The following is a 14,181-nucleotide window of genomic DNA, read 5'->3' as shown; positions in this document are numbered from 1 at the left end:
ATGGTCAGTCGCGTTCGCTGAAGCGTTCGACGTCGGCGCGGTGGCCGGCGATCACGATCAGGTCGCTCTTCGACAGCACGGTGTCGCGGTCGGCGTACGTGAACTGCCCGCCCGCCGGCTTCACGCACACGACGGTCACCTTGTACTGGGCGCGCAGGTTCGTGTTGCCCAAGGGAACACCGATCAGTTCGTCGGGTGCCGCCAGCTCGCCGATCACGAAGTCCTCGTCGAGGGCCAGGAACTCGAGCAGTTGGCCGGTCACCAGGTGGGCGACGCGTTGGCCCATGTCGGCCTCGGGGAACACGACGTTGTGCGCGCCGACCCGACGGAGGATGTGGCCGTGCGGTTCGGTGATCGCCTTGGCCCAGATGTTCTTCACGCCGAGGTCGGCGAGTGCCGCGGTGGTGAGGACGCTCGCCTCGATGCCGGTGCCGATGCACACGACGGCGGTGACGGCATCGGCGGCACCGATCTGGCGCAGTGCCCGGACGTTGGTCGTGTCGGCCTGCACGACGTGGGTCAGGTTGCCCGACTGGTTCTGGACGATCTCCGGATTCGAGTCGACGCCGAGCACCTCGTAACCGAGCTCGATGAGGGTGGTCGCCAGGGCCGACCCGAACCGGCCCAGACCGATCACGATGATCTCGCCCTCGTGGCGGACCCGCTCGTGGGTCAGCCCACCCAGCATGGTGTTGATGATCTTGTCGGGCATCGTGCTCCGTGGTGCTCCTGGCCGCCGCAGCGGCATCACCCGATGATCGGGCGTTCCTCGGGGAAAGCGTACGCCCGCTGCCGCTGACGGAGTGCGAGCGCCATCACGAACGTGGTGGGTCCGATCCGGCCGGCGAGCATGACGACGACCAGCACCAGTTGGCCGAACGTCGGGAGTGCACCGGTGATCCCGGTCGAGAGCCCGACCGTGCCGAACGCCGACGCCGCCTCGAACGACGTCTGGGTGAAGCTGAACGGCGAGATCGTGTCGAGGATGACGGCGGTCGTGAACACGATCGTGAGCGACAGCAGTGCGATCGTCATCGCCTGACGCGAGATCCCGACCGGGAGTCGACGGCGGAAGATGTTGATGTCGCTGTCGCCGCGCACCTCCGACCACATCGCGAAACCGAGCACGGCGAAGGTGGTGACCTTGATGCCGCCGCTGGTCGACGCCGGCCCGGCGCCGATGAACATCAGGCACGTCATGATGTTGAGGGTCTCGTCGTGCATCGCGCCGATGTCGATCGTGTTGAAGCCGGCGGTGCGCGGCGTGACGCCCTGGAACCAGGCGGCCTGCAGCTTGTCCCAGATCCCCATCGGACCGAGCGTGTCGACGTTGGTCCATTCGAGCACGAGCACGAGGAACGGTCCGGCGACGAGCAGCACGGCGGTGGCCGCGACGGTGATGCGGGTGTGGAGACTCCACCGCCGGGGCTTGATCCGGCGGCCGAACTCGACGAGGACCGGGAAGCCGAATCCGCCGATGATGAACGCGAACGTGATCGGGAACACCACGAACGGGTCGTCGGCGAACTGCACCAGGCTGTCGGAGTAGAGGGAGATGCCGGCGTTGTTGAACGCCGACACGCCGTGGAAGAGGCCGCTGTAGGCCGCTCGTGCGACGCCGATGTCGTCGTGGGCGACGAACCGGACGAACAGGATCGTGGCGATGCCGAGTTCGACCCCGACGGTGATCTTGGCGATCGCCCCGATCAGGCTGCGGAGCTCGCCGATGTCGACCGCCCCGATCTCGGCCTGGGCGAGCATCCGCTGGCGGAGCCCGATCCGCCGTGAGGCGACGAGGGCGAACACCGAGCCGATCGTCATGATGCCGAAGCCGCCGAGCTGGATCAGGCCGAGGAGCACGAGTTCTCCGAACAGCGAGAACCCCGACATGTCGGTCGTGCCGAGCCCGGTGACCGTCGACGCCGAGGTCGACCAGAACAATGCGTCGACGAACCGATGGGACGAGTCGTCGTCCCAGGCGAACGGCAACGACAGCAGGGCCGTCCCGACGAGGATCAGGGTGACGAAAGCGGCGAGGACGAGCTGTGCCGGGTTGCGGATCGCACCGAGTGCTCGCCGGATGACCACGAAATCGGAGCGTACTGTCGCAACACCCGCGTCCCCGTCGTCGCCGAGTCACCACCGTCCGTTCATGTCGCGCTCAGTTCCGCAGAGGGAACTCAGCGCGACATGAACGTGAACGGCGAGCCGCGAGCGCACTGCAACGCTCGGCATCGCCGTGGTTATCCTGTGATCCCTATGGGTCAGCTCGTCGGAGTCGTCGAAAAGCCGAGTGCCACGCCGGGTGTGGTGCGGTTCGAACTGAATCGTTCCCTCTCGGGGATGGGCCACGAGCGGTACGGGTCGTCGGCCGACACGGTCGGCATCGACACGCCGGGCGCCCGCCTCGCGAGCCTGCTGTTCGACACCGGCCAGGTCGGTGCGGTGCACGTGTACGCCAACGTGGTCACGGTCGACGTGGCCAAGGGCCACGACACCGACGGCCTCGCCCCGATCGTCGCCGAGATGTACCGGTACTGGAAGCCGGGTGTGCAGCCGCCGTCGTTCGAAGACCTGCAGCCCGACGAGCCCGCCGCCGAATCGTCGGGTGGCGGCGGCGAGGGCGACGCCGAGTTGTCCGAGGCCGCCAAGCGCGTCCCGGCACACCTGCTCGAGCGCAGCCGCGCCGCCCGCGAACGCTGGAAGGCGAAGCAAGGCTGATCGTCCTCGACCCGATCGTCGGGTCGTCACATCAGGGCTTCACATCGGTCGGCAGCGAGTCGACAAGCGAACACATGTTCGATAATCTGTCCGGGTGGCCGCCAGCCTTCCCTCCGTCATCCGGACCTCCGACTTGGTCCCGGTCCGCGACCGTGCGATCGCGGTCGAGCCGGCGCTGACACCCCTGTTCCCCGACGCCGGCCTCCGTCGCGGCCACGTCGTGTCGTTCGCAGGCGTGGCGGCTCGTTCGCTCGCCATCGCCACCGCCGCCCGTGGTGTCGCCGACGGTGCCTGGTTGGCGGTGGTCGGGGTCGACGGCTTCGGTGTCGAAGCAGCGATCGAACACGGGATCGCTCCCGAGCGCATCGTGCAGATCCCGGCATCGGGGCCGGTCGAATGGGCGGAACGGCTCGCCGCTGCGGCCGACGGGTTCGAGCTCCTGCTCACCTGCCCGCCGCGTGGCGCCGATCGCCAGATGCGCAAACTCCGACAGCGTCTGCAGGCGCGCGGTGGCGTCCTGCTCGCCGTCCCCCCGGTCGGTGAACACGCACCGTCGATCGGGGCCGACATCGACCTGTCGACCGACGAGGTCGCCTGGATCGGCATCGAGCAGGGGAGCGGCAGGCTCATGGCCCGCCGGGTCACGATCGGTTCGGCCGGGCGTCGCGTCCCCCGGCCGGTCACGATCGACTGCTGGTTGCCCGGTCCCGACGGTCGGGTCGACGTGGTGCAGACCGGCGTGCACCCGGTCGACCATCGTGCCGACGACGTCGACCGTCACGACACGGTCGATCTCCACCGAGCGAGTTGACGCCATGTCCACCGCGTCGACCCGAGCGGTGCCGACCCGGATGGTCGCCGTCTGGTGCCCCGATTGGCCGGTCGTCGCCGCGCACGCCGACCCGGAACGGCCGTCGGTGGTGCTGCACGCCAACCGGGTCGTCGCCGCCAATCCACCGGCCCGCGAGGTCGGGGTGCAGGTCGGCCACCGCCGCCGGCAGGCCCAGTCGATCTGCCCCGAACTCGACCTGTTCGAGCACGACCCCGATCGTGACGCACGCGAGTTCGAGCCGGTCGTCCGCCTGGTCGCTGACATGGCGCCTCGGCTCGAGATCGTCGAACCCGGCCTGATCGCCGTCGCCGCCCGCGGCCCGTCGCGCTACTTCGGCGGCGACCGCTCACTCGCCGATCAGCTCGTCGAACGGGTCGGCCCGATCGCCCCGGTCGCCGTCGGGATCGCCGACGGTCGTTCGGCCGCCACGATCGCCGCCCGTGTCGCGTCGCGGCGCGCCGAGCGGACCGTCGTCGTCGAGCCGGACGCCGGCCCCGAGTTCGTCGCCCGATTGCCCGTGTCGTGGCTCGCCGGCCTCGGAGAGATCACCCCCGACCTCGTCGACCTGTTCGTCCGGATGGGGCTCCGCACCCTCGGGCACGTCGCCGAACTCGACCCCGGCGACGTGTTCGCCCGCTTCGGTGACGAGGGCCGTCGCGCCCACCGGGTCGCCAGCGGTGCCGACGATCGGGCGCTGGCCACGACCGACCCGCCACCCGAATGGTGGGCCGAACACCCCTTCGACGACCCGATCCACCAGCTCGACACGGTCGTCTTCGTCGCCAAGCGGTTGGCCGACCAGTTGGCCGGGGGGTTGGCCGCCGACGGTCGGGTGTGCACCCGACTCGTCGTGGTCGCCGAGTCCGAACACGGGGAGCGGTCCGAGCGGGCCTGGTACCGCGACCGGGGGATGTCGGCGACGTCGATGGTCGAGCGCGTCCGGTGGCAGCTCGACGGGTGGGTGTCGCAACCCGGTGCCATCACCGGTGGCATCGTGCTCGTCCGCCTGATCCCCGACGAGGTCCGCAGCGACGACGGGGTCCAGTCGCGGTTGTGGGGTGAACGGTCGCAGGCCGACCTCGACGCCGGCCGTGCCGTGGCTCGCCTCACCGGCCTCGCCGGTGACGACCAGGTGCGCGTGCCGGTGTGGAACGGCGGGCGCCTGCCCGACGAGCGCTACCGGTGGGAGCCCGCATCGTCGATCGACGTCGAGGAGCTGGCCGACCGGGCACGGCCGTCGGGTGGTCCGTGGCCGGGCGCCCTTCCGGCGCCGTCACCGACCGTCGTGTACGCCGAGCCGGTCGAGGTGGTCGTCGCCGGAGCGAGCGGAGCGCCGGTGCGGGTGTCGGGGCGTGGTGACGTGAGCGAGGCACCTGCCGTGCTCGTCGCCGGACACGCTCGCCACGCCGTGCGGGCGTGGGTCGGGCCCTGGCCGGTCGAGCAGCGATGGTGGTCCGATCGGGCGCGTCGTCTGGCGCGATTCCAGCTCGTCACCGAACACGGGGTGGCGCACCTCGTCGCGCTCGAACAGCAGCGCTGGGTGCTGTTGGCGACGTACGGGTGACCGGGTCGGCCGGAGCGTTCAGCCGAGGATGGTGCCGGTGGCGATCGACGAGGCGGGCTCGGGCTCGCGTTCGTCGTGCTCCGGCTCGTCCCGGGTCGTCACCGGCATGCCGCTCGTGACCTGGGCTTCGGCGGCGTCGAGGATCTCGTTGCTGATCCGGAAGCCGACCCCGCGAACCGTGTGGACCACACGGAGCGAGTCGTCGGCCTTGTCGAGCTTGCGTCGCAGGTTCGACAGGTGGACGTCGACCACGTGGGTGTCGCCGACCCAGTTCGGTCCCCACACCGACTCGAGCAGCTCGGATCGTGACGCCACCTCGGTCGGTCGACGGCACAGGTGCTCGAGCAGTGAGAACTCGATGCGGGTCGCCTGGACCTCCTCGTCGCCGAGGCGGATCTCGTGGCGGCCGGTGTCGACCACCAGCGGGCCGAGCGTGATCACACTCTGCTGCGGTCCGTCCCATTCGGCACGGCGGATCTCTCGGGGCCGACGCATGAGGGCATGGCACCGTGCGACGATCTCGTCGGGGGTGACGGGTACCGACACCGCGTCGTCGGCACCGAAGCGGAGCAGCTCGACGCGGGCCCGGTCGCGGCCGGCGGCGTCGATGCACAGCAGATAACTGTCGGTGTCGTCGCGAAGACGCTGGTAGAGCGGCTTGTGGTCGGGACCCTCCATGTCGGTGTCGATCACCAGCACGTCGGGGGAGAAGGATTCGGCCAGGATCTGCACGGCGTCGGCGTCGCTCGGCGCGCTGACGGCGAACCCGGCGCTGCGAAGGCCGGCTTCGTTGGTGCGTCGCAGACGGAGATCGTCGATGGCGAGCAACACTCGGGGTGCAAACTGGTCGTGTGGTTCCATGATTCGTTCTCTGGCCGAGGCGGGGAGGATCGGCTTGATTGCTGTATCGGTCGACGATTCCGGGAACTCAAGCGCCTTGACGAAATTCCTTCTGGATACCGTGAAGACGTGCGTCACGACCTGCTCGAACTCGTCCGCCGAACCGTCACGGAACGTGACCCGATCGACGACGACGAGGCCCGGTCGATCGAACGAACGCTCTCCGAGTTCGATCGCCTGAACGACCCGCTCGATCAGGAACTCGACCCGGTGCACGTGACCGGCTCGGCGATCGTCGTCGGTCCGCGCGGCGTGCTGCTGCTGAAGCACAAGCGGCTCGGACTCTGGCTCCAGCCCGGTGGTCACATCGATCCGGGTGAGTCGCCGTGGGAGGCGGCGTTGCGCGAGGCGGAGGAGGAGACGGGTCTCGCCGTGTCGTTCACCGACGTCGGCGACCGTGACGGCTGGGCCGGTGTGCCGCACCTCGTCCACGTCGATGTGCACGCCGGCGGGCGAGGTCACACCCACCTCGACCTGCGCTACGTGGTCGACGGTGGCGATGCCGACCCGAACCCGCCCGAAGGCGAGAGTCAGGAGATCGAATGGCTCGACTGGCCCGCCGCCATCGAACGCGCCTCCGACGACCGCCTCACGGCGCTGCTCCGCACCCTCGCCCCGTCGTAGCCGAGGCCGCCCGGCCGGGTCAGGATTCGGAGAGCGTCGCCGGCATGTCGCCGGCAGCGGTCAGGAGCGTCCACCCCTGCTCACCGGGGACGTAGGAGCCCACCGGGTACACCGCATCGCCCTCGCACCGGTAGGCGAACGCAACCTGTGCGTAGCCGATGTCGGCCGACGGTGTGGCGGACACGATTGCGTAGCCGTCGCTCGCCCACGACCGGTCGACCGCCCACCGGGTGTCGGGATGGTCGGGGAACGACGCGCTCGCGACCTCGGGCGTGTGGGCGGCGGCTTCGGCGAGCGAACCCGGCGTCGGCGGATCGCCCGGCGCCGCGAGGTCGTGAAAGTGGAGTCCCTGCTCGCGGTTGACGACAGCGACCTCTGCGACTTTCCAGAATGCGTCCTTCGCCTTGTCGAAAATGCCCATTGGCGTCTCTCCTCACGGGTGCTGATGCATGATGCGGGCCTTCTCGGCCGCGAATTCGTCGTCGGTCAGGACCCCGTCGGCGTGGAGCGCGGCTGCCCGCTCGAGGAGCGTGAGCCGGTCATCGGCCGTGTTCGGCGATGCGGTGTCGGGTGTGGTGTCGTGTCTGGTGCCGTGTGTGGCGTCGATGCCGCCGGCGTCGATGATTGCCTGGGCCTGTGCGTCGATGAGGCTCTGGCGTGTCGGGGCCGTGTCCCAGTCGATCTCCCACCTTTTCGGGTTGCCGCGATCGACGGTGACCGGGAGGACCATGCCGGCCTGTGGGATGTTGACGCGTTTGACCATCATCCCGGTGTCGATCTGCTGCGGTGCGACGCCCGGTGCCTCGATCAGCAGTTGCAGTCGGATCCGCATGATTCGGCCCTGACTCTCGGTCGGGACGCCGACGCCGAGGACCTGAGCGTGTCCTGCGACCGGGTCCTTGATCTTCTTGCCGAACATGGGCAGCAGTGTGACAGCGATCCTTCGGGTGCGATTCGGGCGCACCTGGGGTGGCTCAGAGGGGGAAGCGTCGGCGGATCCAGTCGGCGTAGACGGGGTCGACGACGCGCCAGGCGTTGCCGGCGCGCATGATCTCGCCCTGGTCGACCAGGCGGTCGCGGCTCGATTGGCCCGATCCGGCGGTGAGGCCGATCACCGCTGCCGCGGCACCGAAGATCGGCTCTCCGTTCGACACCAGGCGGAGCAGTTTCTGGTCGTTGGCCTGACTGTGGGCGAACAGGGTCTCGTTGGCCATGTCGGTCTGGCGGCGGACGTGGTCGAGCGCGATGCCCCACAGATCGGCCCGGAACGGCTCGTCGGGCACGGCGTGTCGCCATGCGGCGTCGGCGAGCTGCATCGACCGTTGGGGGTGGCCGCCGGTGAACTCGATCAGTGACGACGCCAGGTTGCCCGGGTCGCGGTCGGTCGACCGGAAGCCGTGGTCGACGATCTGCCGCAGCGCACGGGGTGTGAGCGGTCCGACGTCGACGAGCTCGGCCTGGCCGTAGAACGGTCGGGCGACGTCGGTGAACATCGCCCGCATCAGCGACAGCTGCGATCCGGCGAAGATCAGCCCGACGTCGCGGACGTGGTGCTGCAACTTGGTGCGGAGCAGGCCCGCCGCGCCGTCGACCCGGTCGATGCCGCCGAACTCGTCGAACACCACGAGCATCGGCGTGTTCTGGGCAGCGGTCACGAGCCCGTCGAGCAGGTGGTGGACGACGGCGAGGGCGTCGGGCTGGTCGCTGCCGCGACGGCTGAACATCAGCTTCACGAACCCGAGGTTGATCTCGCCGGCGGAGATGAAGTGATGGAGCCGGTCGAGTGCCGGGCCGCGCACCGACGCCAGTGCGTGATCGAGCCGGACGGCGAGATCGGCGGTGGACGACACCTCGTACAGGTCGACGTGGACGACGGTGGTGCCGGCGTCCTCGAGCTCGGCGCCGACCCGGTGCAGGATGCTGGTCTTGCCGAATCGGCGCGGGCCGAGCAGGGCGGTGACCCGGCGTGCCGTGACCCGCTCGATCAGGTCGCCGACGAGATCGTCGCGACCCTGCACGTGGCGGGCGTCGAGCGGGCCCTGGAACGGGAACGGCGATTCCTCCATGTCCCAACTGTACGCACAGGGGTAGGCGACAGCTACGTCGTGAAGTAGGTAATCGCTACGTTCTCACGTACCTGTTCCTCCGTGAGCAGGCAGGTTGCGGTCGGCGAACATTTGTTCGATACTCGCGACCTTGGGTTTCAACAATCCGTCGTGGAGCTGGAACGAGCTCGAAGCCGAGCTGTCCGGGCGCAACGCCCAGTTGCGTCGCGACGGTCGCGCCCCCGGCTCGCTGTCGTGGAACGCCGGCGGCGACTCGCCCGCCTGGGGTCGCAAGCGCCAGGCGTTCGAACCCTCCCTGACCAGGGTGGCGGGCGCCGTCCCCTACGCCGAGTTGCACTGTCACTCGAACTACTCGTTCCTCGACGGGGCGTCGCACCCCGAGGAGCTGGCGACCGAAGCCGCCCGGCTCGGGCTCGAGGCGCTCGCCCTCACCGACCACGACGGGTTCTACGGGGTCGTCCGCTACGCCGAGGCGGCACGTGCGGTCGGGCTGCCGACCGTGTTCGGGGCCGAGATCACCCTCACACCGGGCCTCGGCGTCGACCAGCACGTCGCCCGTGCCGAGAGCGACACCTTGTTCCAGGTCGACACCGGTGAACTGCCCGACGCCCACGCGCCCGACCCGCACGGCACCCACCTGCTCGTGTTGGCCGACGGGCCGACCGGCTACGCCCGGCTGGCACGTGCGTTGAGCAACGGCCACCTGGCGGGGGAGAAGGGGGCACCGCAGTTCACCTTCGCGGACGTCGCCGACCAGGTCGCCGGCAACTCGTGGGTGCTCACCGGCTGCCGCAAGGGGGCCGTGCCGGAGGCGCTCGTCGACGCGGGCCCGGCGGCGGCGCGACGCGAACTCGAACGGTTGGTGAGCGCGTTCGGGCGCGATCGGGTCCTCGTCGAACTGTGGGACCACGGCGACCCGCTCGACACCGCCCGCAACGACGCCCTGGCCGAACTCGCCCATCGGGTCGGGGTCGAGTGCGTGGCGACCAACAACGTCCACTACGCCACCCCGTCGCAGCGCAAGCTGGCGACCGCCATCGCCGCCGTGCGCGCCCGGCGCAGCATGGACGAACTCGACGCCTGGCTGCCCGCCTGTTCGGGAGCCCACCTGCGATCGGGCGCCGAACAGCTCAGCCGGTTCGCCCGCTACCCGGGCGTCGTCGAACTCGCCGCCGAGATCGGCCGGGCCGCCGCGTTCGACCTGTCGCTCGTCGCGCCCGACCTGCCGCCGTTCCCGTGCCCGACGGTCGACGGACGGCAGCTCACCGAGATGGAGTACCTCCGCCACATCGCCGAAGAGGGCGGCCGACGGATGTACGGCGAGCGACCGGCACCCGCCTCCGTGGCGAACGGAATGATCGTGGAGGACCTGAGCCGACGGGCACGGGCCTGGCAGACGATCGACCGCGAACTCGACATCGTCGAACAGCTCGGCTTCCCCGGCTACTTCCTCGTGGTGTGGGACCTCGTCGAGTTCTGCCGTCGCAACGACATCTACTGCCAGGGCCGGGGGAGTGCCGCCAACTCGGCGGTCTGCTACGCCCTCGGCATCACCAAGGCCGACGCCGTCTCGCTCGGCCTGCTGTTCGAACGGTTCCTGTCCCCGGAACGCGACGGCCCGCCCGACATCGACATCGACATCGAGAGCGATCGCCGCGAGGAGGTGATCCAGTACGTGTACGAGCGCTACGGACGCCACCACACGGCCCAGGTCGCCAACGTCATCACGTACCGCGCCCGCTCGTCGATCCGTGACATGGCCAAGGCGCTCGGCCACTCGACCGGCCAGCAGGACGCCTACGCCAAACAGATCGACGGGTGGGGCGGTGTCGAGGCCACCCGCGCCCAACCCGACTGCACGATCCCCGAACCGGTGCTCGACCTCGCGGCCGAGATCGAGGACGCACCCCGCCACCTCGGCATCCACTCGGGCGGCATGGTCATCTGCGACCGACCGGTCATCGAGGTCTGCCCGGTCGAGTGGGGCCGCATGGAACGCCGCAGCGTGCTGCAGTGGGACAAGGACGACTGCGCCAACGCCGGCCTCGTCAAGTTCGACCTGCTCGGCCTCGGGATGCTGTCCGCGCTCCACTACGCCGTGGATCTGATCGCCGAACACCGGGGCTACGACGTCGACCTCGCCACCATCCCGCAGGAGGACGAGGTGTACGCCATGCTGTGCCGCGCCGACACCGTCGGGGTGTTCCAGATCGAGTCGCGCGCCCAGATGGCGACCCTGCCACGACTCAAGCCGCGCCGGTTCTACGACCTCGTCGTCGAGGTCGCCCTCATCCGCCCCGGACCGATCCAGGGCGGGTCGGTGCACCCGTACATCAAGCGTCGCAATGGCCAGGAGCCGGTCACCTACCTCCACCCGCTGCTCGAGAACGCACTCGGCAAGACGCTCGGGGTGCCGCTGTTCCAGGAGCAGCTGATGCAGATGGCGATCGACGTCGCCGGGTTCACCCCGGCCGAGTCCGACGAGTTGCGCCAGGCGATGGGATCGAAGCGGTCGGCGGCGCGGATGGAACGGCTGCGCGAACGGCTGTATGCGGGGATGGCGGCACGCGGCATCACCGACGACGTCGCCGACGAGATCTTCCACAAGATGAAGGCGTTCGCGAACTACGGGTTCCCCGAATCGCACTCGGTCAGCTTCGCCTACCTCGTCTACGCCTCGTCGTGGATCAAGTACCACGAACCGGCGGCGTTCTGCGCGGCGTTGATCAACGCCCAGCCGATGGGGTTCTGGTCGCCGCACACCCTGGTGCAGGACGCCCGCCGGCACGGGGTGACCGTGCGGACCCCCGACCTCAACGCATCCCTCGCCGCGGCGACGCTCGAGGACGGCGGCGACTCGGTGCGGCTCGGCATCGGATCGATCCGTGGTATCGGCACCGACCTCGCTGAACGGATCGAGGCCGACCGTGTCGAGCACGGCGAGTACGTCTCGCCCGAAGACCTCGTCCGGCGCGTCCCCGATCTCACCACCGCGCACCTGGAGGCGATGGCGACCGGCGGGGTGTTCGGCGAGTGCTTCGGACTCGACCGCCGTGAGGCGCTGTGGGCGGCGGGTGCCGTCTCACAGTCACGCCCCGGACGGCTCCCCGGCATCGTGACCGGCGAGCGGGCGCCGCATCTGCCGGGCATGACCCCGATCGAGGAATCGGTCGCCGACCTGTGGGCCACCGGCGTGTCGCCCGACGGCCACCCGACCCGCTTCCTACGCGAGCGCCTCGACGAGTTGGGTGTCGTCACCTCCACCGGATTGTGGGAGTGCGAGCCGAAGAGCCGGGTCACGATCGCGGGCGTGGTGACGCACCGGCAGCGGCCGATGACCGCGCAGGGCGTGACGTTCCTCAACCTCGAGGACGAAACCGGCCTGATCAACGTCGTCGTGTCGAAAGGATGCTGGGCGCGGTTCCGGACCGTGGCGCGCAGCGCGACGGCGATGGTGATCCGCGGACGGCTCGAGCGCTCGGAAGGGGTGATCAACGTCGTCGCCGAGCACCTCGCCCCGCTGGCGACGGCGGCGTCGACCCCGAGCCGCGACTTCCGGTGAGGCTTGTCAGGTGAGCGCAGTGATCACGCGGCCGGCCGCACGCTGCGATGCCTGGACGATCGCCGCGGCGTCGCCGTGCTCGGCCCCGAAGACGGTGAGCGTCGCGGCGTTGCCGATGTCGAACACCCAGACCTGGACGCCCGACGCCCGCACATAGGTGCTGGCGGTCGTCGCCTCGGTGGCGACCCGGGCGAGCTGGGTCGACAGACCGAGCGCAGCGGCGCCCATCGCCGCGACGGTGCTCGGCTCGGCGTCGATGTCGTCGAGGCGGGCAGCCAGCGGATGACCGTCGGCCGACCCCAGCACCGCCCCGCGCACGTGCGCCGTCGTGCCGACGAACTCGTCGACGATCCGGTCGATCTCGGCCTGCTCCCCGCTCACCCCACCAGTATCCCAGAAGGATCAATCGCTGATGTCGATGGGGCTGGGGGGAGGTCCGTCGGTGAGGAGGGTGCGGAGGTGGGTCGTGAGGCGGTTCGGGATGCACGATTCGGGGGAGGCGTCGAGCTCGTCGACGGTCCACCAGCGGACGTCGTGCAGGAACTCGGCGCGCATCTGCTCCCAGCCGATCGCCGGCACCGGGTCGAAGTGGCCGACCCGCACCAGGAAGTAACGCTCGCGCTGGCCGTCGTGGCCGGTCAACATCGGGAACAGATGGCGACGGTCCCACACGTGCGGGCCGATCGTGGCGCCGGTGAGCCCGAGTTCCTCGTGCAGTTCGCGATGCAGGCCGACGATGTGATCCTCACCAGGATCGAGACCGCCACCGGGTGTGCCCCAGCGGACGTCGCCGCTCGGGAAGACGTACTTCACCATCAGGAGTCGGTCGTCCTCGTCGATGACCAGGCCGCGGGTCGCCTCCCGCCAGTTCGGTTCGGTCATGGCTCGCCGATCGAACGTCGTCAGTCGCCGGGCGTGTCGCGGAGGCCGTCGTTGAAGACCTTGTACATCTCGTAGATCTCCTTGCAGGCCTCGCACACCGGCAGCTGCTTCGGGTCGCGGGCCGGCACCCACACGTGGCCGCACAGCGCCTCGATCGGTGTGCCGTTGATGCGGGCCTCGAGCACCTTGGCCGTCGCCGACTCGCCCGGCTCGACCTTGACGATGTGGGCGACGGGTGGTTCGCCGGTCTCGGTGTCCTGGTCGATCTCGGGGATGACCTCGGCGGGCATCGTCTGCAACTCCGACATGCGTCCCAGTGTGCCACCGATCGGTACGGTCGTGACCGTGACGAGCTACCGCGATCTCGCGTCGGCGATCGAGCCGACCGGCATGGTGGCGCGCGGCGGCTTCGCCGTCGGACCGGACGATCCGGTGCCCGTGCTCGCCGACGGGCGTCGGCCGGCGACGGTGGTGATCGTCGGCAACGTCGGCGGCACCATGTGGCCGATCTTCCGGGCCGAGGAGCGCGACGAGCCCGACCCGCTCGACGCCTGGACCCGCCGTCGGCTCCGACCGATCGCCGAACGGTTCGGTGCCGAGTTCGTGCATCCGAGCGACGAACCGTTCCAACCCTTCCAGCGCTGGGCGCAGCGAGCGAGCGACGTGTGGCAGTCGCCGATCGGGCTGCTCGTCCACCCGACCGACGGTCTGTGGCACGCCCTGCGCGGCGCGTTCTTGTTCGCCGATCCGGTCGAGGGGCTCCCGCCGACCGGCGTGGCGACGTCGCCGTGCGTCGGCTGTGATGCGCCGTGCCTGACGACGTGTCCGGTCGACGCGTTCACGGCCGACGGCTACGACCACGTGTCGTGTCGTGAGTACGTGCGGTCGGGCGCCGAACCGGTGTGTCTCGAGACGGGCTGCGCCGCACGGCGAGCCTGCCCGGTCGACGCCGACGGCTTCTACGGACCCGACCAGATGCGCTTCCACATGCGCGCCTTCGTCGGCTGGTGAACCCGGACGGCGTGCCGGT

At 69.8% G+C, this 14,181-nt stretch carries 15 protein-coding genes; 6 read left to right on the top strand and 9 right to left on the bottom strand.

Annotated elements, in window-relative coordinates; all coding sequences use genetic code 11:
- Positions 1-4 precede the first annotated feature (4 nt).
- Together BDK89_RS15835 and BDK89_RS15830 are read right to left on the bottom strand one after the other, a co-directional pair.
- Positions 5-712 carry a potassium channel family protein gene (locus tag BDK89_RS15835; RefSeq protein ID WP_243839188.1) on the bottom strand — a complete coding sequence of 236 codons (708 nt, stop codon included), beginning with the start codon at positions 710-712 and terminating at the stop codon, positions 5-7.
- Positions 713-747: 35 nt separating this feature from the next.
- The gene (locus BDK89_RS15830; RefSeq protein ID WP_208294093.1) at positions 748-2,088 is read right to left on the bottom strand and encodes a TrkH family potassium uptake protein; all 1,341 of its coding nucleotides are present in this window, start codon (positions 2,086-2,088) and stop codon (positions 748-750) included.
- Positions 2,089-2,259: 171 nt separating this feature from the next.
- On the opposite strand from BDK89_RS15830, the gene BDK89_RS15825 reads away from it, so the two are divergent.
- The 3 genes from BDK89_RS15825 (at position 2,260) to BDK89_RS15815 (ending at position 5,117) form a co-directional block, all read left to right on the top strand.
- Positions 2,260-2,721, top strand: coding sequence for a hypothetical protein (locus BDK89_RS15825; protein WP_133869876.1), 462 nt, complete (start codon positions 2,260-2,262; stop codon positions 2,719-2,721).
- A gap of 94 nt (positions 2,722-2,815) precedes the next feature.
- The gene (locus BDK89_RS15820) at positions 2,816-3,532 is read left to right on the top strand and encodes a hypothetical protein (RefSeq protein ID WP_133869875.1); all 717 of its coding nucleotides are present in this window, start codon (positions 2,816-2,818) and stop codon (positions 3,530-3,532) included.
- Positions 3,533-3,536: 4 nt separating this feature from the next.
- Positions 3,537-5,117, top strand: coding sequence for a DNA polymerase Y family protein (locus BDK89_RS15815; RefSeq protein ID WP_133869874.1), 1,581 nt, complete (start codon positions 3,537-3,539; stop codon positions 5,115-5,117).
- Positions 5,118-5,135: 18 nt separating this feature from the next.
- Here the strand turns inward: BDK89_RS15815 and BDK89_RS15810 are convergent, their stop codons facing one another.
- Complete coding sequence (locus BDK89_RS15810) at positions 5,136-5,978, bottom strand: response regulator transcription factor (protein ID WP_133869873.1); 843 nt, start codon at positions 5,976-5,978, stop codon at positions 5,136-5,138.
- A 108-nt stretch (positions 5,979-6,086) separates the two neighbouring features.
- Here BDK89_RS15810 and BDK89_RS21845 point away from each other — a divergent pair, with 108 nt between their 5' ends.
- Positions 6,087-6,641 (top strand): NUDIX domain-containing protein, encoded by a 555-nt coding sequence (locus tag BDK89_RS21845; protein WP_166657622.1) that lies wholly within the window; start codon positions 6,087-6,089, stop codon positions 6,639-6,641.
- Positions 6,642-6,660: 19 nt separating this feature from the next.
- Here BDK89_RS21845 and BDK89_RS15800 read toward each other — a convergent pair whose 3' ends face one another.
- From BDK89_RS15800 to BDK89_RS15790, 3 genes are read right to left on the bottom strand one after another with little or no spacing between them, the layout of a single operon-like run.
- Positions 6,661-7,062 (bottom strand): hypothetical protein, encoded by a 402-nt coding sequence (locus BDK89_RS15800; RefSeq protein ID WP_133869871.1) that lies wholly within the window; start codon positions 7,060-7,062, stop codon positions 6,661-6,663.
- Positions 7,063-7,074: 12 nt separating this feature from the next.
- Positions 7,075-7,560, bottom strand: a complete 486-nt coding sequence (locus tag BDK89_RS15795) for an SHOCT domain-containing protein (protein ID WP_133869870.1) — start codon at positions 7,558-7,560, stop codon at positions 7,075-7,077.
- A 55-nt stretch (positions 7,561-7,615) separates the two neighbouring features.
- On the bottom strand, positions 7,616-8,707 hold the full coding sequence (locus BDK89_RS15790) for an AAA family ATPase (protein ID WP_133869869.1): 1,092 nt from the start codon (positions 8,705-8,707) through the stop codon (positions 7,616-7,618).
- 130 nt (positions 8,708-8,837) lie between these two features.
- Here BDK89_RS15790 and BDK89_RS15785 point away from each other — a divergent pair, with 130 nt between their 5' ends.
- Positions 8,838-12,269, top strand: a complete 3,432-nt coding sequence (locus tag BDK89_RS15785) for an error-prone DNA polymerase (protein ID WP_133869868.1) — start codon at positions 8,838-8,840, stop codon at positions 12,267-12,269.
- A gap of 6 nt (positions 12,270-12,275) precedes the next feature.
- On the opposite strand, the gene BDK89_RS15780 is transcribed toward BDK89_RS15785, so the two are convergent.
- From BDK89_RS15780 to BDK89_RS15770, 3 genes are read right to left on the bottom strand one after another with little or no spacing between them, the layout of a single operon-like run.
- Positions 12,276-12,650: a roadblock/LC7 domain-containing protein gene (locus BDK89_RS15780; protein WP_133869867.1), complete on the bottom strand. Its 375-nt coding sequence runs from the start codon at positions 12,648-12,650 to the stop codon at positions 12,276-12,278.
- Between the two features lie 21 nt (positions 12,651-12,671).
- Positions 12,672-13,151, bottom strand: a complete 480-nt coding sequence (locus tag BDK89_RS15775) for an NUDIX hydrolase (protein ID WP_133869866.1) — start codon at positions 13,149-13,151, stop codon at positions 12,672-12,674.
- Positions 13,152-13,171: 20 nt separating this feature from the next.
- Positions 13,172-13,459: a DUF3039 domain-containing protein gene (locus tag BDK89_RS15770; RefSeq protein WP_166657621.1), complete on the bottom strand. Its 288-nt coding sequence runs from the start codon at positions 13,457-13,459 to the stop codon at positions 13,172-13,174.
- A gap of 37 nt (positions 13,460-13,496) precedes the next feature.
- On the opposite strand from BDK89_RS15770, the gene BDK89_RS15765 reads away from it, so the two are divergent.
- The gene (locus tag BDK89_RS15765; protein WP_133869865.1) at positions 13,497-14,162 is read left to right on the top strand and encodes a ferredoxin; all 666 of its coding nucleotides are present in this window, start codon (positions 13,497-13,499) and stop codon (positions 14,160-14,162) included.
- Positions 14,163-14,181 lie beyond the last annotated feature (19 nt).

The organism is Ilumatobacter fluminis (assembly GCF_004364865.1).
Classification (GTDB): Bacteria; Actinomycetota; Acidimicrobiia; order Acidimicrobiales; family Ilumatobacteraceae; genus Ilumatobacter; species Ilumatobacter fluminis.
Note: the sequence above shows the minus strand (reverse complement) of the source record. Positions and strands in the feature narration are given on the sequence as shown.